Genomic DNA, 23,652 nt, shown 5'->3' with positions numbered 1-23,652 from the left:
GGCCGCTTGCTGGGCCACCGCACCGGCCCGCGCATACTCCCCAGGTCTCACGCACCCGGCGGCGGTTCGAAGGCCGTCGCGAGTGATCCCGGGGCCACCGGTGTGCGCTGGCCGCTGCCGGACACGGGCAGGCGGGCGCCGTCCAGGGCCGGGTCGACGTAGAGGGCGAACCATTCGTCCAGCCGGGCGGCCAGGTCGGCGCGGGTCTGCGCGTGGTCCGGGGCGTCGGCGAGGTTGTGTTCCTCACCGGGGTCCGCGGCGAGGTCGTAGAGCTCGTGCGGGCCGTGCGGGTAGCGGTGTACGTACTTCCAGTCCGTGGTGCGGATCATGCGGACGGGCCCGTACTCGTCGTAGACCACCACGCGGTCGTGGCCGGAGGCGTGGTCGGCGTCGCCGAGCAGGCGGGCGAAGGAACGGCCGGGCAGTTTGGGGTCGGTGGTGTGGTCCAGGCCGAGATGGTCGACCAGGGTGGGCAGGACGTCGTACTGCGACAGCAGGGCGTCGCAGACGCGTCCGCCGGGGATACGGCCCGGCTGGGCCGCGATGAACGGCACCAGCACCGAACTGTCGTACATGTTCTGCGGGAAGGTGCCGTTGCCCTTGCCCCAGATGCCGTGATGGCCGGCGTTGAAACCGTTGTCGCTGGTGAAGACCACCAGTGTCGATCCGGTGAGGCCGAGCGTGTCGAGCCGGTCCAGCACGCGGCCGATGGCGGCGTCCATCGCGGTGGTCGCCGCGAAGTAGCCGATGAGCGCCTGCCGGGTGTCGCTCTCGCCGCCGACCGGGGCGCCGTCCTCGTCGAGTGGCTGCCAGGGGTGCGGCGGGCCCTGGGGGCAGGTCTCGAAGGCGCAGTCCTCGTACAACTCGGTGTACTGACTGGGGTGTTCGCCCTTCCAGGGCTTGTGCGGCGCGGTGAAGTGCAGCGAGAGATGGAAGGGCTCGGGACGCTCCGACTCGGCGACGAGGAAACGTTCGGCGTCCGCGGCGAGCGCGTCGGTGAGGTAGTCGGGCTCCTCGGTGCGGACCCCGTCGCGGTACATCGGCGCCCCGCGGTACGGCCCGCCGCCGCTTTCGTGGGCGTACCAGTGGACGAAGCCGGGGCGGGGCTTGTCGTTGGCGCCCAGGTGCCACTTGCCGCTGAGGCCGAGCCGGTAGCCGGCGTCGGCGAGCAGGTCGGTGAACAGGGTCCGGCCGGCCAGGAAGTCGACGCCGGTGCGGCCCGCGTGATGGTAGGAGAGCCAGTCGTGGACGCCGTGCTGGGAGGGCAACTGGCCGGTGAACAGGGAGGCGCGGGCCGGTGAGCAGACGGGCGAGGTGCAGAAGAAGCGGTTGAGGAGAACGCCGCGCGCCGCCAGGGCGTCCAGGTGGGGGGTGTGGATCTCGTGGTTGCCGGCGCAGCCCATGGCCCAGGGGCCCTGGTCGTCGGAGAGGATCAGCAGAACGTTGGGACGGTCCGGATCGTGGCTTGCCATGGTTCTCCTGAGCCTGATGCGTCGTGTGTGTCGGCGAACGGCTGAGTCCGGCGCCGCGGGCCTGTCCGGCGAACAGCGCCGAGCCGTCGCGCGAGACGGGTGCGGGATGGGTGGACCCGGGCTCGCGGATGCCTCACATCGTCGGCGTCGACGTCGGGACGAGTCAATCGCTCCGAGGGTATGAACTGCCAATGAATTATTCGGAGGTTCACCTCACAGCCCGCAACATCGCGGTAACAGTTCGGACGATCCGCCGATTCATTCGCAATTCATACTCTCGAAGGGCGCTTGATCCGTCAATGACTTGAAGCAATCATATGGCCACGCCTTCCCCGATCCGGGGTCATCGCCTCTCGAGGAGTGCAGGTATGTCCGCTGCCAGACAGTCCACAGCCACCGCAGGGTCCGGCCGCCCGCTCGCCCGCCGTTCCGTTCTCGGCGCGGCTCTCGCCGCGGCGGCCGGGCTGACCGCCGCCTGCGGGTCCAACTCGACGTCGAGCGGGGGCGGCGCGTCCTCGTTCACCTACTGGTCGATGTGGAAGCAGAACGAACCCCAGGCCAAGGTGCTCCAGGCGGCGATCACGCAGTTCACGAAGGACACCGGCATCAAGGTCGGCGTCCAGTGGAAGGGCCGCCAGGTCGTCCAGCAACTGGCACCCACGCTCAACACCGGGAACGTCCCCGCCGACCTCGTCGACTCCGCCGACCGCTTCGCGTACGCCCAACTCCAGGCCACCGGCCAGGCCCTCGACCTCACGCCGGTCCTGAAGCTGCCGATCCCGGGGGAGAGCGGCAACACCGTCGGCAGCGTCGTCCCCGCCAAATACCACGACCTCAGCACCACCGCCGGCACGCTGTGGCAGATCCCCTACGAGGTGATCACCACCCAGATCTGGTACGACGGCCACGCCCTCCCGGACGTCGCCGCCCGACCTCCCGCCACCTGGGCGGAGTTCACCGAACTGCTGGCCACGCGCAAGGCCGCGCGCGGCGGCGGTCCGCTCGCACTCGACGCCGACGTCCCCGACTACGCCGCCTACTGGACGTACTACGCGGTGCTGCGCGGTCTGGGCCCCGGCGCCTTCGGCAAGGCCGCCATGGACAAGAGCGGCGCGCTGCTGAAGGCGGACGGTTTCGTCGACGCGCTGCGGCACGTCGAGGCACTCGTCTCCGGCGGCGACTTCACCAAGGGGTACGACGGCTCCAAGTGGCCCGCCGTCCAGCAGAAGTGGGCCAAGGGCAAGTCCGACTTCCTGCTCCTGGGCACCTTCGCGCCCAGCGAGACCTCGACGTTCGCCTCCTCCGACTTCCGCTACCGGTCGTTCCCCTTCCCGGCCTTCACCCAGGGCGGCGACACCTCCCAGGACATCTCCACCATCGGCTTCTCCATCCCGAAGAAGGCCAGGCACGCCGCCGCCGCGCAGAAGTTCATCGCCTACTTCCTCGCCAAGGAACACCTCCAGGGCATCGCCACCCAGGCCAAGAACATCACCCCGCGCGCGGACATCGCCGCGCCCGCCGAGCTCGCCGACGCGCAGAAGGCGCTCACCACGGGCAAGGTCGCCAAGACCCTGGACGGCGTGAAGGAGACCGCCGCCGAGTGGTACACCAAGGTGTTCCTGCCGCTGAACACCAGCTTCATCACCGGTCACCTCAGCGCGGAGTCCTTCGCCGACAAGCTGGCCGGCAACTCCTCCTCCTACTGGAAGACGGCCTCGTGACGGCCACCGACACGCTCCGCCCCGACCCGGCCGGCAGCACCGCTGCCCAGCGGCGGTCGAACCGGCGCCGATCGGCCCGGCGGCGACCCACCGCCGGGCAGGGGGGGATCCGGCACAGCCCGCTCACCGCCCGCCGCAAGAAGCTGTTCTGGCCGATGGTGCTGCCCGCCGCGCTGGTCTACGTCGTCTTCTTCGCCGGCCCGTCGCTGTTCACCCTCTGGCTGAGCCTCAACAAGTGGGCCGGGGCCGGCCCCATGAGCTTCACCGGCCTGGACAACTACCGCAGGCTGTACCAGGACCCGACGTTCCGGCACTCCTTCACCAACACCCTCTGGATCATCTTCGGCGCGGGCGGGCTGACCTTCCTGGTCTCCTTCGGGCTGACCATGGTGCTGCGCGACATGAAGGGCCGGAAGGCGGCCCGGTCCATCCTGTTCTTCCCCAACATCGTGCCCAGCGTCGTCATCGCGATCCTGTGGGGCTTCCTCTTCCAGCAGGGCGGACCCGTCGACTCCGTCACGAAGGCCACCGGCCTGCCCTCGCCCAACTGGCTCGGCCAGGAGAACCTCTTCAAGGTCATCATGATCGGCCTGGTGTGGACCTCCACCGGCTTCTACACCACCATCCTGATGGCCGCCGTCGACCAGATCCCGCCGGAGCTGTACGAGGACTGCGAGCTCGCCGGCGCCAACGCCCTGCAGAAGTTCCGGCACGTCACCCTTCCGCTGATGTGGGACGTGGTCGGCGTGTGCGCGGTGCTGTGGACCATCTCCGCGGTGAAGGTCTTCGAGTTCATCTACGCCTTCGCCGGTGCCGCCGGGCAGATGCCCGACACCGGCGTGTGGAACACCGCCCTGTACACCTACGGCGAGGCGTTCGCGTCCGGCGGCGTGCCCCGCTACGGCTCCGCCGCCGCGAGCGCCGTGGTGATGCTCGCCCTCGTCGGCGTGCTCGTCGTCCTGATCCGCCGCTTCATGCGCCGCGACTCCGTGCAGTTCTGAGCAGCGCCGGTCCGGACGTACCGGACATGCCCCTGCCCCCGACCGTTCCGCATCCCTTGTCACGGAGGTCATCCCTGATGGCTGTCGCCAGTCCCGGCCGCTCGCCCGGCCCGATCGCCCGCCGGCTGCGCCGGCTCACCGCCGGCCGGATCCTCGGCGTCCCCCTGGTCTGGCTGTTCGCCGCCTTCAACGTCTTCGTCGCGCTGTGGCTGCTGCTGTCGTCCCTGAAGACCTCCGACGCGATCTTCAGCTCGCCCTGGAAGTTCCCGCACGCCCCGAGCTGGGGGAACTACGCGCGGGCCTGGACCGGCGGGCAGTTCGGCCAGGCCGCCCTCAACACGGTGGTGGTCGTGGGCGGCACCGCCGTCATCACCGTGCTGCTGGCCGCGCCCGCCGCCTACGCCCTCAGCCGGATCACCACACGCGTCAACTCCGGGCTCACCCTGTTCTTCGCCCTGGGACTTGGCATCCCCGCCCAGATGGTGATGCTGCCCCTGTTCGTGTTCATGAACCAACTCCAGCTGGTGAACAGCCTGTTCGGCCTGATCGTCGTGTACGTGGCGACCTCGCTGCCGTTCGCCGTGTTCTTCCTCACCGGTTTCTTCACCACCCTCCCGGTGGAACTGGAGGAGGCGGCCGCGCTGGACGGAGCCACGCCGCTGCGCACCTTCTGGCAGATCATGCTGCCGATGGCGCGGGGCGGGATCGTCACCGTGCTGATCCTCAACATCATCCAGCACTGGGGAGAGACGGTCTTCTCCCTCGTCTTCATCCAGACCACCGATCACCAGACCCTGTCCCTGGCCCTGCTCGGCTTCCTCCAGCAGATGCAGTACAACGGCGCCGACTGGGGAGGGCTGTTCGCCGGTGTGGCCCTTGTGGTTCTTCCCGTGCTCGCCTGCTACGTATGGCTGGGCCGTCGGATCATCGAAGGAATGACCGTCGGCTCCGTCAAGTGAGCCGAACCGCAGGGGGATTGAGAATCATCATGACCGGAGCCCACGACCTGAAGTTCCGTCAGCTCGCCGCCGAACTGAGGCAGCAGGTACGCCAAGGCATCTGGCCGGCCGACGGCCGGCTGCCCACCGAGAAGGAACTCGCAGCCAGCAGCGGCACGTCGGTGAGCACGGTGCGCCGCGCCGTCGACGAACTCGTCGCCGAGGGACTCGTCGTCCGGCGGCAGGGCTCGGGCACCTTCGTCGTACCGCCGAGCGCCCCCGGACCCGGCCGGGCGCTGGTCGGCGTCAGCGTCCCCGACACGGCCTTCTACTACCCGGAGGTGCTGCGGGGCATCGAGGAGACCCTCTCCGCCGCCGGTGCCCGGCTGCTGTTCGCCTGCTCGGGCTACGACCAGCAACGCGAGGCCAAGGACGTGCGGGACATGCTGGAGGCCGGAGTCGACGGCCTGCTCCTGGTCCCCACTCTGGGCGGCCCCGAGCCGGCCCGGGAGCACCTTGCCCGGCTGGCGGCGCTGCCCGTGCCGACCGTACTGGTCGAACGGCGCGACGCCGCCCTGGAGGGCACCAACGAATTCGTCTGCACCCATCACGAAGCCGGCGCCTATGACGCCGTCCGCCATCTCGCCGGTCTCGGGCACCGTGCGATCGGCCTCGTCCTGCGCGACCCCAGCCCCACCTCCGGCCCGGTGGCCGAGGGCTTCCACCAGGCGGCCGGCGAACGCGGACTGGCCACCGTCGAGTTCCGCGCCGCCCGCCAGGAGTGGAGCCCGGCGGCGGCCGACCGGTGCCTCGCAGCGCTGCGCGACGCCGAGGTGACCGCCGCCGTCTGCTTCGGCGACCGGCAGGCCGCACTGCTGCTCGGCGCCACCCGCCGCGCCGGTCTCACCGTGCCCGGCGACCTGGCCCTGGTCGCCTACGACGACGAGATCGCCGACGTGGCCGACGTCCCGCTGACCGCGGTCGCACCCCCCAAACGGCAGCTCGGCAAGGCCGCGGCGGCAATGCTGCTGCGCCGGCTCGACGACCCGGACCTGCCCCGCAGCCGGGTGCTGCTGCGCCCCACCATCATCGTCCGGCAGTCCTGCGGAGCCGCGCAGGACAGCGGGACCACGACATCCGAGGAGAGCACCACGTGACCGACATAAGGCTCGGCCTGATCGGCGCCGGCGCCGTGGGCGTGCTGCACGCCGACGCCGCCGCCGTCACCGCGGGCGTGCGGGTGACCGCTGTCTGCGACATCCTCGCCGAGACCGCGAGCCGCGTCGCCGGGCCGCTGAACGCCGCGGTCTTCACCGACCATCGTGAGCTCATCGCTTCCGGACTGGTGGACGCCGTCGTCGTCAACACCCCGCACGCCCTGCACACCGACATCGTCACCAGCGCCGCGGCAGCCGGTCTGCACGTGCTGGTCGAGAAGCCCATGGCCACGCGTTCCGGTGACTGCACCCTGATGGAAAACGCCTGCACCGACGCCGGCGTCGTGCTGTTCGTGGGGCACATCCAGCACTTCCTGCCCCCCATGGTCGCGGCCAAGGCCGCCCTCGACGCGGGCACCGTAGGGGCCGTGCTGGCCGTCCACGACTGGCGCAGCACCGACTACCGCCCCGGCAGCCGGCCGTCGTGGTTCTTCGACCCGGCGATCTCCGGCGGCGGCGTGTTCATCAACATCGGCACCCACTGCGTGGACCGGCTGTTGTGGCTGACCGGCCGGCGCCCGGAGGCGGTGGCGGCGAAGGCGATGCACCGCGGGGACCTGCCGGTCGAGACCGACGTACTGGCCCGGCTCGAACTGGCGGACGGGATCGTCGGGCACATCACGGTCACCAGCGCCCGGCTGCCCACCCGTGACGAGCTGACCGTGATCGGCGAACGCGGCACGATCCGGGTGGCCCGCGGCACCGGTGCGGTGCTCCATCCCGACGACGGCACCGGCCCGGTGCTCCTGGCCGAGGACTCCGCCGACGACGTGCCCACCGCCTTCTTCGACCAACTTGCCGCGTTCGCCGCGGCGGTACGCGGCCAGCGGCCTCCCGCGGTGCCCGCCGCCCACGGGCGGCAGGTCGTCGAGACCGTCGAGTGCGTCTACGCCTCCTGCTCCACCGGCGGGCGGGTCGTCCCGGTGGTGGACACGGCCGAGGCCCCCGTCGGCTGAGCGCCCCGAAGTGCCGTGCCGGAAGCGGGCGTTCAGGGACCCGCCCGCGGCCGGCCGCGGACGCCCGAGCCGCGCGCCGGCCGCGCGCGGCAGCGGGCTCTGTCCGGAGCGGGAGAAGCGGTGCTTCCCGCGGGCCCGCGCATTGCCCGAGGCGCTCCGGCCCGCCGCCGCACGACCGGCCGAGGCGGCCGGGATCACGACCCGCCCGCCGAACCGAACGCCCCGGCGGCCGGCGGCTGTCGGCTGCCCGTGCCGACGCCGCCGGACCGCCCCCGGGCGCCCCGCCGTTCCGCTCGTCCCTCGCAACGTCCCTCGCAACCCCTCACACAGCGGAGGAACACCGTGCACGAGAACCTCGCCCCGTCCGTCAGCCGCCGCGGCTTCCTGACCGTGGCGGCGGTCGCGCTCGGCGGTCTGACCGGCGCGCTCCAACTCGGCCCCGGTGCCGCGCCCGCCACGGCCGATGACGCGTTCGCCGCCTTGCGCTCCCTGTGGGCCGAGATCCTCACCGGCGGCGCGATCGACCCCACCGACGACGCGTACGCCACCGCCCTGTCCGACCTGTCCACCACCGCCACCGGCCTGTGGAACTCCCTGTCCGCCGACACCTCCGCGAACTCGCTCTGGCCGGGACAGACCCTCACCGTCCCGGCCAACATCACCGCCGGTCACAAGCAGTTGGCGACCTTGGCGACCGCGTACGCCACCCCCGGCACCACCGCCACCGACGGCAGCGGGCGCACCCTGCACGGCGACCCCGCGCTCGGCGCGGCGATCGTCGACGGTCTCGACTTCCTCCACACGCAGGCATACAACGCCGACACCGAAGAGTCCGGCAACTGGTGGGAGTGGGAGATCGGTGTGCCCGCCGCCCTGACCAGCGCGGCCATCCTGGTGTACCCCCTGCTGTCGCCGGCGCAGCTCGCGAACCACCTCGCCGCCGTCGACCACTTCGTCCCCGACCCCAAGTTCAACAAGTACGGCAGCACCCGGTCGACCTCCACCGGCGCCAACCGGGTCGACCTGTGCCAGGTCGTCGCCGTGCGCGGCATCCTCGGCGGCAGCAGCGAACGCCTCACCACGGCGGTCGCCGCGCTGTCCGACGTGTTCCCGTACGTCACCTCCGGGGACGGCCTGTACGCCGACGGTTCGTTCGTCCAGCACACCTACATCCCCTACACCGGCACCTACGGCATGGTCCTGCTGCGTGACCTCGCCGCCCTCTTCCAGCTCCTCACCGGTTCCGGCTGGGCGATCACCGACCCCTCGGCCGCCAACGTGTACACCTCGGTCGACAGCGCCTTCCGACCGTGGATATGGAACGGGCTGTGCATGGACGCCGTCCGCGGCAGAGCCGTCAGCCGCCCGGCCGAAACGGACTTCGCCGATGGCAATCTCGTCATCCAGTCCGTCCTGCGAGCCGCCGCGTCCGCCCCGACCGCCGAGCAGTCCGGCCACTTCAAGAGCCTGGCGAAGGGCTGGATCACCCGAGGCGAGGCGTACGCGCCGTTCGCCGACACCGCGACCGTCCCGGCCATAGCGCTGGCCCAACCGGTCCTCGACGACGCCTCCATCGCCCCCGCCGGAGAACTCCCCGGGCACGTCCAGTTCCCCGCCATGGACCGGGCCGTGCACCGCGGCGACGGCTGGGCGCACGTCCTCGCGATGTCCTCGGCCCGGGTGGCCCGGTACGAGTCGATGAACGGCGAGAACCTGCACGGCTGGCACACCGGCGACGGCATGGGCTACCTCTACCTGGCCGCCGACCCGAGCCACTACACCGACGCCTACTGGCCGACCGTCGACCCGAACCGGCTGCCCGGCACCACCGTCGACACCGTCACCCTCGCCGACGCGGCCGGCACCGGGACCCGGCCCACCTCCACCTGGGCCGGTGGAGCGAGCCTGGCGGGCGCGTACGGCTGTGCGGGGATGGACTTCCAGCAGTACGGCTCCACCCTGACCGCCAGGAAATCCTGGTTCTTCCTGGACGACTCCGTCGTCTGCCTCGGTGCCGGCATCAGCGGCGGAAGCGGCGCCGAGGTGGTCACCACGGTGGAGAACCGCACCCTGCACGAGAGCGGCGACAACGTCCTCACGATGGACGGCGTCGCCCAGCCGAACACCGCCGGCTGGGCGAGCACGCCCGCTATGACGTCCTGGGCCCATCTCGCGGACGTCGGCGGCTACCTGTTCCCGGGCGGTGCCACCGTGCAGGCGGCCCGCACATCCCGCGTCGGCGCCTGGAGCGACATCAACACGGTGTCCGGCACGACCGACGCGCTGACCCGCCAGTACGTCTCCTTGTGCCTGCCCCACGGCACCGCGCCGGCGTCGGCCTCGTACGCCTACGTCCTGCTGCCCGGCCTCGGCGCGGCAGCGACGGCGAGTCGCGCCGCGGCACCCACCGCCACCGTGCTGTCCAACACCGCCTCCGTGCAGGCGGTCCGGGACAGCGCGAGCGGCGTGATCGCGGCGAACTTCTTCGCCGCGGGCTCCGCCGGTGGCATCACGGTCTCCGCGCCCTGTTCCGTCCTCACCCGCCAGACAGGCGGTCGACTGCTCGTCGGAGTCGCCGACCCGTCCCGTAGGGCATCCACGGTCACGATCCAACTCGCCCTGGGCGGAACCCCGGTGAGCGCCGACGACGCGATCACCGTCGCCGGGTCGACACCGACCCTGACCCTCGTCGTCGACCTCTCCGGCGCGGCCGGCGCCACCCGGGAGGCCACCTTCACCGTCACCTCGGCGGTCCTGCCCGCCGTGGCGGACGGCTACGTCCGGGACGGCTCCTACGCGACGACCGGCTACGGGAGCGACGGCACGCTCGTCGTCAAGAACGCGAGCGGCAGCGGCTTCACGCGGCAGTCGTACCTGACCTTCGACACCTCGCCGGTCTTCGGCCCGATCAGCTCCGCCACCCTCGCGGCCTACGGCCGTGTCTCGGACAGCGGCGGCGACACCACGACGGTCTGCGCCCACGGCGTCTCCGACACGACCTGGACGGAGTCCGACCTGACCTGGGACACGAAGCCTGCCCTGGGCCCAGTCCTGTCCTCCGCCGTCGCCACGACGACCGGGAGCCCGCTCCGTTTCGCGGTGGCCGCCCAGGTGCGGCCTGCCCTGGGCGGCCGGGTGTCACTGGCCCTGGCCGAGGAGGAGGCGGGCCTTGCCGTGATTCTCAACTCCCGTGAGAGCGCGGCGAACCCGCCCGTCCTGCTGCTCGCCCTGGCCGGCGCCGAACCCCACGCGCACCGCCCCTCCCACCGAAGCACGCGACGGCGGCACTGATCGGCCGACGCCTGTCCTGCCGGGGGATTCCCCAGGGAAGGCAGCCCGCGACCGTTCGCGCCCGCCACGCCCCGAACCCCGGGGCGCGGCGGGTGCGACGGCGTGCGGGCCGGCGGCCGGGATCACCGGTGCTTGAACTCCTCGAGTCACCAGGGGATGACGCCGTCGTCCTCGAAGAAGGAACCGGTCGGTCCGCCGTCGGGCAGGGTGGCGAGCCGGATCGGCGTGGCCGCGCCCTGCTCGGGGGTGCGAGGTCCTGCGAAGCCGGTGAAGTCGGTCGCGACCAGGCCGGGGGAGACGGCGTTGATCAGGATGCCGGTGCCGGCGAAGTGCCGGGCGTACTGCACGGTAACGGCGTTGAGGTACGACTTCGACGGCGCGTAGGCGGCCATGATCGGGCCGACGTCGATGTCCGGGTCCGCCTGCAAGGTCAGGGAGCCGACGCTGCTGGAGACGTTGACGATGCGCGGTGACGTCGAGCGCCGCAGCAGCGGCAGCATCGCGTTGGTCACGCGGATGACACCGATGACATTGGTCTCCACGACCGCGCGGACCGTGTCGAGGTCGAGCGTGGTCGGGTCCTGCACCCAATCCGGCCCGGTCTCTCCTGAGATACCGGCGTTGTTGACCAGGACGTCCAGGTGCCCGGCCTGCCATTCGACCAGCCGCACGGCGTCGCCGACGCTCCGGTCGCCGGTCACGTCCAGCGGCACCCCGAACGCGTCCACCCCCGCGGTGCGCAGCTTCGCGACGGCGTCCTCGCGCCGGGCCGTGTCGCGCGCCCCCACGCCCACGCGGTACCCGAGGGCGCCGAGCCCGGCCGCGATCTCGTACCCGATTCCCTTGTTCGCGCCGGTCACCAGCGCGATCCTCGTTTCGCTCATGGCACCGATGCTCGCTCGCGGACGGGCCGCACGGCCAACACCGATACGGTGCCCTGTCATACCCGACAGGTATCACCCGAGGTACTGTGTGGCCATGGACACCTTGGAGACCCGCGAGTTGAGGTACTTCACGGCCGTCGCGGAGGAACTGCACTTCGGCCGCGCCGCCGAGCGGCTCGGCATGGCCCAGCCGCCGCTGTCCCGGGCGATCCAGCAGCTCGAACGGCGCATCGGCGTCACCCTGCTGCAACGCAACCGCCGCGGCGTCCGCCTGACCGGCGCCGGCGAGGTGCTGCTCGCCGAGAGCCGCGCCGCCCTCGACGCGATCAGCGCCGCCACCCGCCGCACCCGTCGCGCCGGCGGCGCCGACCGTCCTGGCGGCCCGCGCACCCGCCTGGTGCTGGCGCTGAAGGCCGCCGGGTCCCACGAACTGCTGCAGAAACTGCTCGATGCCTACGCGGCCGAGCCCGACGCCGCCGAGATCGAGGTGCTGCCCTGCGGGCTGTGCGAGCAGGCGGAGCTGCTGCGCGACGGCCGCGCCGACGTGGCGCTCATGCACACGCCGTTCAACTCCCTCGCCGGGTTCGACAGCGAGGAAGTTCTCACCGAGGGGCAGATCGCCATCCTGCCGGCCAGACACCCCCTGGCCGCACGCACGACCCTGACCCTCGCCGACGTGGCCGTCGTCCCCGACCTCCCGCTCGCCCGCTGGCCCCGCCACGGCAGCTACCCGCCCGGACCCGGCCCCGAGATCCACGATCAGACGCAACTGGCCCAACTGATCGCCCTCGGGCGGACGATGGCCGTCTTCCCCGACTCCGCCCGCGCCTGGCTGTGGGCCGAGCACGCCGCCGTCCCGCTGTCCGACGCGCCTCCCGTCGTCACCCACATCGCGTGGCCCGCGCACAGCCGCTCCCTCGCCCTCGCCGGACTGGTCCGCACGGCCACGCGGCTGTGATCGGTCCCGGAGCCAGGACGCCGGCGGGTTCGCCCGGCCGGCCCCGCCCGTCGGACGCCCCGAACCCGCGGAACGGGGGAGGGGAGCCGGTCCCCGACGATCCGCCGGGCGGCCCGCAGCGGGGTGACGTCGGCGGCACGTGCCTGGTCGAGGAGACGGCCGACGGTGAAGATGCCGGCCGACGCGGAGAGCGCCTCGTCGGGCTCCACCCCTCCGTACCCGCGCGCCAGAGCGACGTCCTTGCGGGACCGTGCCACGTCCGACACCACGATCCGGGCGCCCTCGGCGGCCGGACCGTGCGCGACACCGCCGCCGAGGCCGTTGTCAGGTTCCGTTGTGGTGCGGGGGTGTCCGGTCGTCCTGCGTCGCGGCCAAGTCCTCGGAAGCGGCGGCGAGTTCGCCGAGCGGTACCGGGACGGCCGGGGCGCGGCCGGCGAGCGGGCGCAGGTCGGCCGCGGTGGTGGGCCGGCCGTCGAGGCAGGCCGCGATGCCCGCGGTCGCGAAGCCGCAGACGCGGCCCTGGCACCAGCCCATGCCCGGCCTGGCCAGCATCTTCAGGGTGCGCGCGTCCGTCGCGCCGAGGTCGCCGTGGGCGTGCCGCAACTCGCCGTAGGTGACCTCCTCGCAGCGGCACACCACGGTCGAGTCCTCCAGCCACCACGGCCAGGCGGCCGGGACCGGGTAGGTGCGGTGCATGGCGTCGGCGAACCGCCGGCCCCGCCGGATTCGGGCCTGCACCCGCCGAATCGCGGCCGCACCGGCCGTACGGGTGTTGCCAGTTGGCGGGTGGTCCCGCAGGCGGCCGAGCGAGGCGGCCAGCGCGAGCGCGCTCAGCCGGCCCTCGCTGACCGACAGCGCGGCCCCGCCCACGCCGGTTGCCTCTCCGGCCACGTACACGTTCGCCACACTGCTGCGCTGCTGGTCGTCGACCTCGACGACCAGCGAGCCGTCGATGTCCTGGCGGGTCGACGCGCCGAGCATGAGCGGCAGTTCGAGCGAGGGCGTGAAGCCCCAGCCGAAGGCCACCAGATCGGCGGCGACTTCCCGTTCGGGGCCGACCGGCAGGCCGTGGCGGTCCAGCTTCGCGATACGGACCGCCCGGACCCTGTCGTCGCCGAGGACCGCCCGGACGACCGTCCGGGTCCGGTAGGGGATACGGCGGCGGGCCAGGGTCGCGGCATACTGCGCGGCCTCGACTCCCTTGCCCGGCGCGGACACCGCGCCGAGCGGGTCGCGCAGCCAGCCGAGCGTGGCATTGGCCTCGACGACGGCCGCGACCTGCGCGCCGGCGCGCGCGAGGCCGGTCGCCACCGGCAGCAGGAACGGCCCGGTGCCGGCCACGACGGCGCGCCTGCCGGCGAGGGTGCGATGTCCCTTGAGCAGCGCCTGGACCCCGCCGGCGGCCATGACCCCGGGCAGATCCCAGCCGGGTACCGGCAGTTGGCGGTCGTAGCCGCCAGGGCACAGGATCAACGCGCGGGCGACGGCGGACTCGCTCCCGGCGGCCGTCGCCGAACCCGACACCGTGGCCGCCCCCGAACCAGGCACGGTGGGGGAGAGATGCAGGGTGAATCCGCCGCCGTCGTCACGGGTGGCGAGCCACACCTGGCGGCCGGGCAGGTAGCGCACGCGCCCGTCGGTGCGCAGGGCGTACAGGCGATCGCGCAGGTCGGTGAAGACCGGCCAGTCGTGGTGCCCGTCGCGGTCCTCCGGGCGGGCCCACCGTTCGTCGAAGTGCCGCCAGTACTGGCCGCCGGGCTGGCCCGCCGCGTCGACGAGGGCGACGTCCAGCCCCGCTTCCGCCGACTGGACGGCGGCGGCGAGACCGGCGGGGCCGGCACCGACCACGGTCACGTCATGTGTGTGCGGCATTTCCGCCCTCCTCGGGGAGTTGCCCGGCGCCGTCGAGGCCGTCGAGGCCGTCGCGTTCGCCGGCGCCGTCGTCGTCGCCGGATTCCAGGGCGTCGCCCAGCCGCATGCCGTCGGCGGCCGGGATCAGGCAGGCGCGTTCGGCGCGGGCACCGTCGATGGTGATCAGGCAGTCGAAGCAGACGCCGATACCGCAGAACAGCCCGCGCGGACGGCCTCCTTTGCGGGTGGTGCGCCAGTCGAGGATTCCGGCGGCGACAAGGGCGGCGGCGACGCTCTGGCCCGGCTCGGCCGGAACAGAGGTGCCACGGAAGGTCATCCGGTAGGTCACGGGGAAACTCCCTCGGCGTCCTGGGGCCGCTCCGGGAAGCGGTCGGGGGCGAACCGGGCCAGGTCGAGGTCCGGCCGCGTGCCCGCCAGGCCCTGGGCGATCAGCTTGCCGGTGCCGGCCGCCAGGCCGATGCCGGCGCCTTCGTGCCCGCAGGCGTGCCACAGGCCGGGGGCCCGCGGGTCGGCGCCGATGACCGGCAGGTGGTCGGGGCAGTACGGGCGGAAGCCGTGGTAGGTCCGCATCAGCCGGACCTGGCGCAACATGGGGAACAGCGCGGTGGCCTTGGCCGCGAGCGCACCGATCGCGGGCAGGGACACCGTGTGGTCGAACCCGACCCGCTCGCGCGACGCGCCGATGAGAATGGTGCCGCTGTCGGTGCCCTCCACCACCGGCGAGGTCTGCAGGGCGGCATCGGAACTGGCCACGTCGCCGACGTACTCCGCCGCGTACACCTTGTGCCGGATCGTCCGCGGCGGCAGCGGCTCGGTGACGAGCACGAAACCGCGCCTGGGGCGGACCGGCACGGACACGCCCGCCAGCGCCGCGACTTCCCCCGCCCAGGTGCCCGCCGCGTTGAGGACGGCGCCCGCGGGGATGTCGCCCGCGGTGGTGCGTACTCCGGTGATCAGACCGCCACCGCGGAGGAACCCGGTCACCTCGGTGCCGGTACGCACCCGGGCGCCCAGGTCCCGGGCCAGCCGCAGCAGGTGCGCCACCACCAACATGGGCTGCACCTGGGCGTCCTGGGGGTAGAACGCGGCCCCGGCGAGGCCGTCGGACACGTGCGGCTCGTAGTCGTGCAGGTGCGCGTGGTCGACGTCCTGGACCTCGACACCGCTGGCACGCTGGTGGGCGCCCCGCTCCCGCAGCGAGGCGAGGCCCTGCTCGGTCGCGGCCACGACGAGACCGCCCTTGGCCTCGAACTCCCAACGGCCGGCGTGCTCGGCCAGATCCTCCCGCCAGATCTGCTGCGAGTACAGCGCCAGGTCGAGTTCGGGACCCGCCTCCTTGTCGGAGACCAGCAGGTTGCCCTCGCCCGCGCTGGAGGTGCCGCTCGCGACGGCACCGCGCTCGACGACGACCACGCGCAGCCCGGCGAGCGTCGCGAAGTACGCGGCCGCCGCCCCTACGACCCCCGCCCCGATGATCACGAGGTCCGGGCTCCCGGAGTTCACCGTCCGGTGGACGGCTCCCGGGGGGACGGCGCTCACGACTCCTCCGAGCCGCTGGCCCACAGCCCCCGGACGTGGCCGATGTGACGGCACATCAGTTCCTCGGCGCCCGCCGTGTCGCGGGCCTCGACGAGGTCCATCAACTCGTGGTGCTCGACTGCCGAGTGGCTCAGCCGGCCGCTTTGCAGCAGCGGGACAAGGCCCAGCAACCTGGTCTGGGTGCGCAGGTCGGACACCACGTCCACCAGGTGCCGGTTGCCGCTGTAGCCGAGCAGGGTCAGATGGAAGACGTGGTCCGCCCTGACGTAGCCGACCAGGTCGTCGCGTTCGACCGCGTCCACGATGGCCTGCGCCAGTTCCCGCAGCGCGGGGAAGTCCTCCTCGGGGATCACCGGGACGCAGGCGCGTACCGTCGGCGGCTCGATCAGCAGGCGCACCGCGGCCAGGTTGTCGAGGTCCTGCTCGGACACCTCGGTGATCCGGAAGCCCTTGTTGGGCTGGGCGACCACCAGACCTTCCTTGACCAGGTCGAGCATCGCCTCCCGGACGGGAGTGGACGACACGCCGAAGCGCGCGCCGAGGGTGGGCGCGGAGTAGACCATGCCCGGCTCCAGTTCGCCGGAGATGATCGCGGCCCGCAGCGCGTCCCGGACACGTTCGCGCAGCGTCTCCCGCTGGCCCAGGCTCTGCAGGTTCGGGGTGGAAGGTACGTTCACAGCAGGAATCCTGCGGGGAAGGGGTCGCTCGGGTCCAGGTGGAACTGCGAGGTCCCGGTGACCCAGGCGCGTCCGGTGATGGCGGGCAGCACTGCGGCGTACGGCCCGACGGTGGTCTCGTCGAGCAGGCGCCCGGTGAAACGGGTGCCGATGAAGGACTCGTTCACGAACTCCTGCCCGACGGCGAGTTCGCCGCGGGCGTGCAGTTGCGCCATCCGCGCGCTGGTGCCGGTGCCGCACGGCGAGCGGTCGAACCAACCCGGGTGGATGGCCATCGCGTGCCGCGACAACTCGGCGGTCGAGCCGGGGGCCTTGAGATAGACGTGGTGGCACCCGGCGATGTCCTCGCGCTCCGGGTGGACCGGCAGATCCGTGTCGTTGACGGCAGTCATGATCGCCAGTCCGGCGGCCAGCAGGTCGCCCGCCCGGGCCCGGTCGAACGGCAGCCCGAGATCGGCGAGTTCCACGATCGCGTAGAAGTTGCCGCCGAACGCGAGGTCGTAGCGCACCTCACCGTAGCCGGGCACCTCCACGGCGGCGTCCAGCGCGTGGGCGTACGACGGGACGTTCTCGATGGTGACGGAGGTGGCGGCGCCGTCCTCGACCGCCACCGAGGCGACGACGAGTCCGGCGGGGGTGTCCAGCCGGATGGTGGTCACCGGCTCGGTGACGGCCACCATCCCGGTCTCGACCAGGACGGTGGCCACGCCGATCGTGCCGTGGCCGCACATCGGCAGCAGACCGGAGACCTCGATGAACAGCACGCCGTAGTCCGCGTCGGGGCGGGTCGGCGGCTGGAGGATCGCGCCGCTCATGGCGCCGTGCCCGCGCGGCTCGTACATCAGCAGCGTGCGGATGTCGTCGCTGTTGTCCATGAACCAGCGCCGGCGTTCGGCCATGGTGGCGCCGGGGATGGTCCCGACGCCACCGACGATGACGCGCGTGGGCATGCCCTCGGTGTGCGAGTCCACGGCGTGGAAGGTGCGGCGGGACCTCACTTGTAGCCCTTGGCGAGGACCGCCTCGGTGTCGGCGGTGATCCGGGCGATCAGCTCGGGCGCCAGCGGCAGGCGCGGCGGCCGGCAGGCGCCGCCCTTGAGACCGGCGATGTCCATCGACAGCTTGATCGACTGCACGAACTCGATCTTGGAATCCCAGCGCAGCAGGGGATGCAGGTCGCGGTAGATCGGCAGTGCCCGGGCGAGGTCGGCGGGGTCCCCCGACGTGGCCAGCCGGTAGAGCTCGACCGTGTCCTTCGGGATCAGATTGGGGTAGCCGGCGATCCAGCCGACCGCGCCGGCCATGCCCAGCTCGAGCAACACGTCGTCGGCGCCGACGAGGATGTCCAGGCCGGGCGCCAACTCGGCGATCTGATAAGCCCGGCGGACGTCACCGGTGAACTCCTTGACCCCGACGATCGCGCCCTCCTGGAAGAGCTCCGCGAGCAGTTCGGGGGACAGGTCGACCTTGGTGTCGATCGGGTTGTTGTACGCCACGACCGGCAGACCGACCTTGGCGACCTCGCGGTAGTGCTCCACCACCGCCGCGCGCTCCGCGCGGTAGGCGTTGGGCGGCAACAGCAGCAGGGAGGTGGCTCCGGCGGCGGCGGCCTGCTCGGCCCAGCGGCGTGCCTCCAGCGCGCCGTACGCCGCCACACCCGGCATGACCCCGAATCCGTCGGGCGCGGCCTCGACCGCGGTCTCCACGACGCGGGCCCGCTCCTCGGGGGTCAGGGTCTGGTACTCGCCCAGCGAACCGTTGGGCGTCACACCGTCGCAGCCGCCGGCGGCCAGAAAGCGCACGTGCTCGGCAAAGGCGTCGTAGTCGACCGACAGGTCGGCGTGGAACGGCAGGGCCGTGGCGACGTGAACTCCGTGCCAGGGCTTCGCGGGAATGGTCATGCTGAGGCTCCTCTGGGGGCTGTGGGGAAGCTAGTGCCGCGACCGGCAAGGTTTGCCCGGTAGCGAGGTGTCCTGGTGGGAGTGGCCGCAAGGCGGCCGGAAGCCCTCGTAGTGGGTCTACTCGGGCTTTCGGCCAACGCGGCGGGCGCGCGTGCCAGGGCGGCGAGCGGGGCAAACCTTGCCGGGAGGGGCACTGGTCCATGCGATGTCACATCGCATGGACACGGCTGCTTTCCGGGGTCGGCTGCTCCCCAGGTCGTTACTGGTCGGCCATCCACTTCTCCAGGCCGTCGGCGTCCAGCGGCAGCGCGCGGGACAGCACCTCCGACCCCTCGGCAGTGACCAGCAGGTCGTCCTCGATGCGCACACCGATCCCGCGCAGCTCCGGCGGCACGGTCAGGTCGTGGGCGTGGAAGTACAATCCCGGCTCGACGGTGAGCACCATCCCCTCACCCATGATCGCCTGCTGGTATGCCTCGGGGGTGGCCTGGGCGCAGTCGTGCACGTCGAGGCCCAGATGATGGCCGATACCGCAGATCAGGTAACGGCGGTGGTGCTGGCCGGCGTCGGACAGCGCCTCGTCCACGGAGACCGGCAGCAGGCCCCAGTCGTCGAGCCCGCGCGCGATCACCTCCATGGCCGCGTGGTGGAAGTCGCTGAAGCGGTGGCCGGGACCCACTGCCGCGAGCCCGGCCCGGTGCGACTTCTCCACCAGGTCGTGCACCTGGCGCTGAGCGGTGGAGAACCGTCCCGAGGCCGGGAACGTCCGGGTGACGTCGGCGGTGTAGTGGCTGTCGACCTCCACCCCCATGTCGAGCAGCAGCAGTTCCTCGGGGAGGACCGGGCCGTCGCAGCGCACCCAGTGCAGGGTGGGCGCGTGCTTGCCGCTGCCGACGATCGACGCGTAGCCGGGGCCGTTGCCGTAGGCGCGGGCGTACCGGTCGAAGGTGCCCTGCAGCCAGCGCTCGCCGCGGCCGGCGATCGCGGCCGGGATCTCCCGGACGACCTCGGCGAACCCCTCGACGGTGCGGTCCACCGCCCGCCGCAACTGCCCTATCTCCCACTCGTCCTTGTACATCCGCAAGGCGGCCAGCGTCCGGGCGACCTCCTGGTCGGCCGACACCTCGTCGCTCAACTGCGACAGCGGCCGCACCTCGATGCCGAGCACCCGCGCCCAGTCCTCGGGTCCCGGCGCGGCCCCGACCCACAGCTCGCCGTAGCGGGCGCTGGAGAAGAAGGCCGGATCGCCCGGGTAGGCCGGCGGCGGCACGTACAGGACGGCGTCACCGGAGCGCACCACCACGACGGCGTTCTCGATCGCGCAGCCGGTCAGCCAGTAGAAGTCGCTGTCCGGGCGGAAGTCGTACGTGGCGTCGTTGCTGCGGATCGGCGCCTCGCCCGCGGCGACCACGACGGTGCGGCCGGGCAGCGCCTCGGCGAGCGCGGCCCGGTGGGCGGCCGCGGCCTCGGCGGCGCCGGGGACGACCGAGGGCGTGCGGTCCGGGGTGTCCCACTGCGTACCCATGTACGCGGTGAACGCCGGGACTTCGGTCAGCTTGGGGGGCCTGTGGTCACTCACCGGTGATTCCTCCTCCTGTGTCGCGCACCATGTCGCCGAGCCGGGTGAACACCCGCTCGTCGCCGATGCCGTCGTGTTCGTACTCGTTGGTGACCCAGATCTGGGTGCCGCCGACCCGGCCCGCGGTGTCCAGTTGCAGTCCGGCGTCCGCGTACATGTCGTCGAGGTAGACGGCGGCGGCGACCGGGACCTCGTTGCCGGCCAGCCGGTCCGGGTCGTACAGCGGCGGCCAGCTCTCCCGCTCGGCCAGCAGCTCCACCGCCCCGCGGAACGGGCGCAGTTCGGTGATCTCCTCGAACATCCAGGGATAGATCATCTCACCGGTGAACAGCAGCGGCCTGGCGTCCTCGGCGAACTGCGGGTGCCGGGACCGCTCGGCCTGCGCCGCCCAACCGGTCGGGCCGGCGCCGTGCCCGTAGATGCTCTCCTGCATGGCCGCGAACAGCGGGTTGTCGCTGTACGAGGTCCTGGCCAGCACCTGGTGCAGGAAGGTCGCCGACAACTCGTCGCCGCTGAAAGCCTCGTCGAGCAGCCAGTGCAGGCGCTCGTGGCCGGGCTTCATCCCGAGGTCGACGCCCAGCGACTGCAGCCGCCGGACGGTCAGCACGTCGCCGTCGGGCAGGCGCACCTCGCGCTCGGACAGCCGGTCGGCGATCCGGGCGACCTGCTCGGCCAGGTGCGGGTAACGCCGGTGGAGGATCGCGTTCTTGGCCGCCACCCGCGGGTAGGTGCGCCGGTAGACCTCGGCCGCCGACGGGTCGAGTCCGGGCAGCCCGCCCGTGACGTAGCAGGCGCTCAAGCCCTCGGGGGCCTGCGACAGGTACGTCATGGTGAGGAAACCGCCGTACGACTGGCCGAGCGTGGACCAGCGCCGGCCGCCGTAGACGGTCCGGCGCAGGTGCTCGTGGTCGGCCACGATGGCGTCGGCCCGGAAGCAGGCGAGGAAGTCCGCGCCCTCGCGGGCGGTCGCGAACGCGCTCATCCGCCGGCCGTCGATCCGGCTGCTGCGGCCGGTGCCGCGCTGGTCGACCAGCACCACGCGGTGGGTCTTCAGCGCCACACCGAGCCAGCCGTTGCGGTCGAGCGGGCGCGGGCCCTTCCCGCCGGGGCCGCCTTGCAGATAGACGAGGCAGGGCAGGTCCTCGCCGGCCCGTACCGGATCGGCGATGTCCCGGACGAACAGCCCGATCGTGCCGCGCCCGGGATCGGACCAGTCCAACGGCACCTCGACGTGCCGCTCGTGGACCCGCATGCCGGGGATGGTGTAGGTGATGGTGCCGCTCACGATGGTGGCAGCCCTCCTTCGGCGCTCCCGGTGGCCCGATCGCACCCGCTCTGATCTGTGAAGACGTCAGCTGCCCACAAGTAGTATGTGGCATTGCACTGAACCATAGAGCCTGTGCTCGTGGAACGGCAATGGGCTGGCGGCGGTGATCGAGTCGGGCGCGGGGCAGGAGTGCCTGCGGCTGCGGGTGCGGCTTCAACTTCGGCTACTGAAACCGGCCGGCGGCCGGCGACGGTGCCATCGACGCCGCGGGTGCCGGGTCGGGGTCGGGGCCGGTGCCGTGGAGCGCGGCCGGGGCGGTCAGGACCGGGGCTTTTCCACGGCTGCGCGGATGGCGCGCATGATGGGGGCGACGTCAGCGGCGGTGAAGCCGATCTTGGTGTTGGTGCCGTCGCCCTTGATGACGAGCGTGACCGCGGCGACCGTGGTCGGGGTGAACCAGGAGCACGAGGTGGCCGCGGTGGCGAGCATCGTGTTCTCGATCATGTAGGTGTTGCAGATCGCGCGGCCGCCGTGCGGTCCGGGTTCGGCGTCCAGGGCGCTGGTGGTGATCCGGTCGCCGGCGCCGTCGTTCTTGACGGCCGGGGGCCGGTCGAGGGCGTCGTGCAGGTGGTCGGGGTCGAAACCGGTGCCGTTGACGCCGCTGTAGAAGATCCACGCGCCGTCGGGGCGGTCGTCGTAGTAGGCGTGCACGGGCGTGCCGGACACGTCGAGTCGCTTGGCGGACTGCTGGAGGTCGCCGTTCACCCGCTGTATGAGGCTCGCCGACGGTTGCCCTTGCGGGTAGCCGGCCGCGGTTCGCGGGGCGGTGAGCACGTACGAGGTGTCGCCGCCGCTCGCGCTGCCACCGGTACCGCCCGTGCCGCCGGCGCCCGTCGGGCGGTGCGTGGCGGCACTGTGCTGGGCCGTCGAGCCGGCGGGGGCGGCGGCCGCGTGGTGGGCGGGGCCGCAAGCCGACAACGGCGCGCAGGCCAGGGCCAGTACGACAGCGGTCGCTGTCCGTGTGCGCGGCGGGACGGTACGTACCATGGGTGGCCTCCTCGGAGCAGGACCCGTATTCAGGCGGGCGGAACCGGGGCGGTCGCCGGCCGAAGCCCTGGGGTTGCCGGCAAGTCTGGCAGCGGTACGCCCGCCTGGCAGCCTTTTCGTACAGCGCCGCTTCCCACCCCCCGGCAGCGGAGCTGGTGCCCCCCTGCGCGCGCGTGGCACGATGTCGGCCGAGCCGAGGAGGCAACGCTGATGGACCTCGATCCCAGGCGCCTGCTGGTCCTGCACGCGATCGCGCACCATGGCGGGCTCGCCCCCGCGGCGCGGGCCCTCGGCCACACCCGGTCGGCGGTCTCGCAGCAACTGGCCAGCCTGGAAAGGGAGGTCGGCCTCGCCCTGGTGGACCGGTCGGGCACGCAGCTGGAACTCACCGCGTCCGGACGGCTGCTGGCCGCCGCCGGCGAGCGCATCGCCAGGGAACTCACCTCTGCCGCCCAGCAGTTGGGTACGGCGAACCGCCATCTCGTGCGGGGCCCAGTGGTGATCGGCGCGCCGTCCGGAGTGCTCGCCCGGATCGCGGTGCCGGCGCTGCGGCTACTGGAACGGTGGTTCCCGCATGTCGAGCCGAGGTTCACCGAGACCTCCCCGCCGGAGGGCCTGCGGCAGCTGCGGCTCGGCGAGTTGGACGTCCTGGTCGTCGTGGACGACCGTGACACGGCGCTGCCGCTGCCACCCGCGGTACGCGCGCAGGTGCTGAGCGAGGACGAGTACCGCGTGGTCGTCCCGTCCGCATGGGGCACGCCGACCGCCGCCGAACTCTCCGGCCGCCCCTGGATCAGCGCCCCGGCCCACTCCGCGCGCGGCCGCGCCTTCGCCCGCTTCGCCGACGCCCACCAGGTCACGCCCTCGGTCGAACATCTTGCCGATCACGTGATAGCCGTCACGGCGATGCTGGCGGGGCAGGTCGGAGCGGCGGTGCTGCCCGCGTACCTCGCCGCGCGGCTCGACCAGGTCACGGTGACCGAACTGCCCGTCACCGGCAGCCAGATCACGCGGACGCTCTACCGCACCGGCCACGGCGACGGCGCCACCGCGGCCAAAGCGGCGGTCGACGCGCTCCAGCAGGCGGCCCGCGACCACGCCGAGGCCATCACCATGGCCGACCGCGGCAGCGGCGACATCATCATCCGTCCCCTGCGTGACCCGGCCGACCCGCTTCCAACGGCCCCCCGCCGTACGCCCGATCACCAGAGGTCCGTCGACTGAAGAGTGGAGTCGGCCCCTGTGATCGGCCGGTCGGCCGGCTGGGCCCCGGAGTGGGTGGTGCTGCTTCGGAGCGGCCGGGGCCGGGGCCATGGTCGGCGGTGCCGGTGGC

19 protein-coding genes are annotated in these 23,652 nt (G+C 72.4%); 8 read left to right on the top strand and 11 right to left on the bottom strand.

What is annotated here, in order from left to right:
• Positions 1 to 47: 47 nt before the first annotated feature.
• Complete coding sequence (locus tag AC13HU_RS05870; protein ID WP_483040659.1) at positions 48 to 1,472, bottom strand: sulfatase family protein; 1,425 nt, start codon at positions 1,470 to 1,472, stop codon at positions 48 to 50.
• Between the two features lie 368 nt (positions 1,473 to 1,840).
• On the opposite strand from AC13HU_RS05870, the gene AC13HU_RS05865 reads away from it, so the two are divergent.
• The 6 genes from AC13HU_RS05865 to AC13HU_RS05840 all read left to right on the top strand — a co-directional run bounded on the left by AC13HU_RS05865 (position 1,841) and on the right by AC13HU_RS05840 (position 10,596).
• Positions 1,841 to 3,193, top strand: a complete 1,353-nt coding sequence (locus AC13HU_RS05865; protein ID WP_483040658.1) for an ABC transporter substrate-binding protein — start codon at positions 1,841 to 1,843, stop codon at positions 3,191 to 3,193.
• Entirely contained in the window at positions 3,190 to 4,194 is a 1,005-nt protein-coding gene (locus AC13HU_RS05860) for a carbohydrate ABC transporter permease (protein ID WP_483040657.1), read from the top strand. The genes AC13HU_RS05865 and AC13HU_RS05860 overlap by 4 nt, the downstream gene beginning before the upstream one ends.
• Before the next feature lie 77 nt (positions 4,195 to 4,271).
• Positions 4,272 to 5,153 (top strand): carbohydrate ABC transporter permease, encoded by an 882-nt coding sequence (locus tag AC13HU_RS05855; protein ID WP_483040656.1) that lies wholly within the window; start codon positions 4,272 to 4,274, stop codon positions 5,151 to 5,153.
• Positions 5,154 to 5,182: 29 nt separating this feature from the next.
• Positions 5,183 to 6,289, top strand: a complete 1,107-nt coding sequence (locus AC13HU_RS05850; protein WP_483040655.1) for a LacI family DNA-binding transcriptional regulator — start codon at positions 5,183 to 5,185, stop codon at positions 6,287 to 6,289.
• A complete protein-coding gene (locus AC13HU_RS05845) occupies positions 6,286 to 7,305 on the top strand; it encodes a Gfo/Idh/MocA family protein (protein WP_483040654.1) in 1,020 nt (339 codons plus the stop codon). Before AC13HU_RS05850 ends, AC13HU_RS05845 begins: the two co-directional genes overlap by 4 nt.
• A gap of 342 nt (positions 7,306 to 7,647) precedes the next feature.
• Positions 7,648 to 10,596, top strand: coding sequence for a polysaccharide lyase family 8 super-sandwich domain-containing protein (locus AC13HU_RS05840; protein ID WP_483040653.1), 2,949 nt, complete (start codon positions 7,648 to 7,650; stop codon positions 10,594 to 10,596).
• A gap of 146 nt (positions 10,597 to 10,742) precedes the next feature.
• Here AC13HU_RS05840 and AC13HU_RS05835 read toward each other — a convergent pair whose 3' ends face one another.
• A complete protein-coding gene (locus AC13HU_RS05835) occupies positions 10,743 to 11,480 on the bottom strand; it encodes an SDR family oxidoreductase (protein WP_483040652.1) in 738 nt (245 codons plus the stop codon).
• A 94-nt stretch (positions 11,481 to 11,574) separates the two neighbouring features.
• Between AC13HU_RS05835 and AC13HU_RS05830 the strand changes: the two genes are divergently transcribed.
• Positions 11,575 to 12,438: a LysR family transcriptional regulator gene (locus AC13HU_RS05830; protein WP_483040651.1), complete on the top strand. Its 864-nt coding sequence runs from the start codon at positions 11,575 to 11,577 to the stop codon at positions 12,436 to 12,438.
• 324 nt (positions 12,439 to 12,762) lie between these two features.
• On the opposite strand, the gene AC13HU_RS05825 is transcribed toward AC13HU_RS05830, so the two are convergent.
• From AC13HU_RS05825 to AC13HU_RS05785, 9 genes are all read right to left on the bottom strand, one after another.
• Complete coding sequence (locus tag AC13HU_RS05825; RefSeq protein ID WP_483040650.1) at positions 12,763 to 14,310, bottom strand: FAD/NAD(P)-dependent oxidoreductase; 1,548 nt, start codon at positions 14,308 to 14,310, stop codon at positions 12,763 to 12,765.
• The gene (locus tag AC13HU_RS05820; protein WP_483040649.1) at positions 14,294 to 14,638 is read right to left on the bottom strand and encodes a (2Fe-2S)-binding protein; all 345 of its coding nucleotides are present in this window, start codon (positions 14,636 to 14,638) and stop codon (positions 14,294 to 14,296) included. The genes AC13HU_RS05825 and AC13HU_RS05820 overlap by 17 nt, the downstream gene beginning before the upstream one ends.
• Complete coding sequence (locus AC13HU_RS05815; protein ID WP_483040648.1) at positions 14,635 to 15,849, bottom strand: NAD(P)/FAD-dependent oxidoreductase; 1,215 nt, start codon at positions 15,847 to 15,849, stop codon at positions 14,635 to 14,637. Before AC13HU_RS05815 ends, AC13HU_RS05820 begins: the two co-directional genes overlap by 4 nt.
• Positions 15,846 to 16,535 (bottom strand): GntR family transcriptional regulator, encoded by a 690-nt coding sequence (locus tag AC13HU_RS05810; RefSeq protein WP_483040661.1) that lies wholly within the window; start codon positions 16,533 to 16,535, stop codon positions 15,846 to 15,848. The genes AC13HU_RS05815 and AC13HU_RS05810 overlap by 4 nt, the downstream gene beginning before the upstream one ends.
• The gene (locus AC13HU_RS05805) at positions 16,523 to 17,524 is read right to left on the bottom strand and encodes a proline racemase family protein (RefSeq protein WP_483040647.1); all 1,002 of its coding nucleotides are present in this window, start codon (positions 17,522 to 17,524) and stop codon (positions 16,523 to 16,525) included. Before AC13HU_RS05805 ends, AC13HU_RS05810 begins: the two co-directional genes overlap by 13 nt.
• Positions 17,521 to 18,426, bottom strand: coding sequence for a dihydrodipicolinate synthase family protein (locus AC13HU_RS05800; protein ID WP_483040646.1), 906 nt, complete (start codon positions 18,424 to 18,426; stop codon positions 17,521 to 17,523). Before AC13HU_RS05800 ends, AC13HU_RS05805 begins: the two co-directional genes overlap by 4 nt.
• 259 nt (positions 18,427 to 18,685) lie before the next feature.
• Positions 18,686 to 20,005 (bottom strand): aminopeptidase P family protein, encoded by a 1,320-nt coding sequence (locus AC13HU_RS05795; protein WP_483040645.1) that lies wholly within the window; start codon positions 20,003 to 20,005, stop codon positions 18,686 to 18,688.
• Positions 19,998 to 21,257 (bottom strand): alpha/beta fold hydrolase, encoded by a 1,260-nt coding sequence (locus AC13HU_RS05790; RefSeq protein ID WP_483040660.1) that lies wholly within the window; start codon positions 21,255 to 21,257, stop codon positions 19,998 to 20,000. The genes AC13HU_RS05795 and AC13HU_RS05790 overlap by 8 nt, the downstream gene beginning before the upstream one ends.
• A gap of 333 nt (positions 21,258 to 21,590) precedes the next feature.
• Positions 21,591 to 22,319: a hypothetical protein gene (locus AC13HU_RS05785; RefSeq protein WP_483040644.1), complete on the bottom strand. Its 729-nt coding sequence runs from the start codon at positions 22,317 to 22,319 to the stop codon at positions 21,591 to 21,593.
• Between the two features lie 210 nt (positions 22,320 to 22,529).
• On the opposite strand from AC13HU_RS05785, the gene AC13HU_RS05780 reads away from it, so the two are divergent.
• Positions 22,530 to 23,543 (top strand): LysR family transcriptional regulator, encoded by a 1,014-nt coding sequence (locus tag AC13HU_RS05780; RefSeq protein ID WP_483040643.1) that lies wholly within the window; start codon positions 22,530 to 22,532, stop codon positions 23,541 to 23,543.
• The last annotated feature ends 109 nt before the right edge of the window (positions 23,544 to 23,652 follow it).

The sequence above is a fragment of the Streptomyces sp. NH27 genome, from assembly GCF_056859195.1.
Note: the sequence above shows the minus strand (reverse complement) of the source record. Positions and strands in the feature narration are given on the sequence as shown.